This is a genomic window from Falsiroseomonas oryzae (assembly GCF_027856955.1).
Classification (GTDB): domain Bacteria; phylum Pseudomonadota; class Alphaproteobacteria; order Acetobacterales; family Acetobacteraceae; genus Falsiroseomonas; species Falsiroseomonas oryzae.
On sequence record NZ_JAPSMD010000647.1, the window covers coordinates 1 to 2,243 of the forward strand.

At 73.2% G+C, this 2,243-nt stretch carries 2 protein-coding genes and 1 pseudogene; all 3 read left to right on the plus strand.

Annotated features, from left to right (window positions below):
- A partial coding sequence (locus tag OZN99_RS30075; RefSeq protein ID WP_270938887.1) for a hypothetical protein occupies positions 1–281 on the plus strand: 281 nt, incomplete at its 5' end.
- On the plus strand, positions 278–1,843 hold the full coding sequence (locus OZN99_RS30080) for a cryptochrome/photolyase family protein (protein ID WP_270938888.1): 1,566 nt from the start codon (positions 278–280) through the stop codon (positions 1,841–1,843). The genes OZN99_RS30075 and OZN99_RS30080, both read left to right, overlap by 4 nt.
- Before the next feature lie 70 nt (positions 1,844–1,913).
- Positions 1,914–2,243, plus strand: a pseudogene (locus OZN99_RS30085) (hypothetical protein); the annotation flags it as partial.

The window sequence follows — 2,243 nt, forward strand, 5'->3', positions numbered from 1 at the left end:
TCCGGCTGCGCGGCACCGCCGGGGAGGCGGTGGTGCCGGCGAACGCCGCGCCGCTGACCTGGTGGCGCGCGGCGAGCCTCGCGCCCGGTGTGCCGCTGTTCGACGTGCGCGATGCGCGCCCGGTGGCGCCGGAGCTGCGCCGCACGCCGGAAGGCGGCGGTCAGCGGGTGAAGCTGATCGGCGGCGAGGGGGCGGAGGTGCTGTACGATGCGCGCGGGCGCTGGATCGGCTTCGCCACCACGGGCGAGGACGGCAGCGCGGTGACCTACGAGAAGGCATGACGACGCTTCGCGTCGTCCTGGGCGACCAGTGCTCCGACGGGCTCTCCGCGCTGGAGGGCCTGGACCCTGCGCGCGACGTGGTGCTGATGGCGGAGGTGCGGGCGGAATGCACCTATGTCCGCCACCACAAGCAGAAGATCGCCCTCGTGCTCTCGGCCATGCGGCATTTCGCGCGGCGGCTGGAGGCGCGCGGGGTGCGGGTGCGCTACGTCAGGCTGGACGAGCCCGGGAACACGCAGACCCTGCGGGGCGAGGTGGAGCGCGCGGCCGCGGCGCTCGGGGCATCGCGCATCCTCTGCACCCATCCGGGCGAGTGGCGCGTGGCTCAGGACATGCGGGGCTGGCAGGACGCGACCGGGGTGCCGGTGGAGATCCGCGACGACACGCGCTTCCTGTGCAGCCTGGACCGCTTCCGCGCCTGGGCGGGCGAGCGGAAACAGCTGCGGATGGAGTTCTTCTACCGCGAGATGCGCCGCGCGACCGGCCTGCTGATGGAGGGCCCGGACGAGCCCGCGGGCGGGCAATGGAACTTCGACCACGACAACCGCGCCGCCCTGCCGCGGGACATCCGCCCGCCGAAGCCGCGCCGCTTCGCGCCGGACGAGGTGACGCGGGAGGTGATGTCGCTCGTCGCGCGGGAGTTCCCCGACCATTTCGGCACGCTCGACGCCTTCGCCTGGCCGGTGACGGCGGAGGATGCGGAGGCCGCGCTGGACGACTTCATCCGCCACCGCCTGCCGCTGTTCGGCACCTACCAGGATGCGATGGCGGAGGGCGAGCCGACGCTGTTCCATGCGCTGGTCGCCGCGGCGCTGAATGTCGGCATCCTCGACCCCCGCGCCGCATGCGGGGCCGCGGAGCGCGCGTATCGCGCGGGCGACGCGCCGCTGAACGCGGTGGAGGGGTTCATCCGCCAGATCCTGGGCTGGCGGGAATATGTGCGCGGCATCTACTGGCTGCGCATGCCGGCGTATCGCGATACCAATGCGCTGGAGGCGACGCGGCCGCTGCCCTGGTTCTACTGGTCGGGCGAGACGGACATGGCCTGCCTGCGCGCGGCGATCGCACAGACGCGTGACCTGGCCTATGCCCACCACATCCAGCGCCTGATGGTCACCGGCAATTTCGCGCTGCTCGCCGGGCTCGACCCGGCCGCGGTGAATGACTGGTACATGGTGGTCTATGCCGATGCGTATGAATGGGTGGAACTGCCCAATACGCACGGCATGGCGCTGCACGCCGATGGCGGGGTCATGGCGTCCAAGCCCTATGCCGCGTCCGGCGCGTACATCAACCGCATGTCGGACCATTGCCGCGGTTGCGCCTTCGACGTGAAGCAGGCGACCGGCGCCAGGGCCTGCCCCTTCAACTTCCTCTACTGGGACTTCATCGCCCGGCACGCGGACCGCTTCGCGCGCAACCCGCGCATGGCAATGCCGCTGCGGACGCTGGCGAAGATGGATCCGCGCAAGGTGCAGGCCATGCGCGCCCAGGCCGCCGCCTTCCTGCAGGCGCTGGAGCGCGGCGAGGCGCCGGCGCCGGCCCAGCCGAGCCTGGTGTAGCGCGCCGCGGGCGGATCAATTCGCGGGCCAGTGCGGCATCCGCGCACGCACCGGCGCGTTACCGCGTCCGATGTCCGGAAGCCTTGGCCCGCTGCTGCGCTGCGTGATCGCCCTCCTGCTGCCCGCGCTCGCCGCCTGCGAGGTCGTGCGCGGCGTGGACCAGGCGATGCGCAGCGTGGACGTTCTCGACCGCGTCTTCGAGCCCGGCCGCGCCACGCGGCCGGCGCCGCCTCTGGTCGTCGCGCAGGCCCGGCCGGTGCCGGCGCCAGGCCCGGTGGAGGTGGAGCCGCTGCCGTCGGAGATGCCGCCCGATGCGCCCGTTGCGCAGCCTGCCCTCGCTGCCGGCACGGCGGGCTTCGAGGCGACCGGCAGCGACGCCCCCCCGCGCCCGGATCCCGAG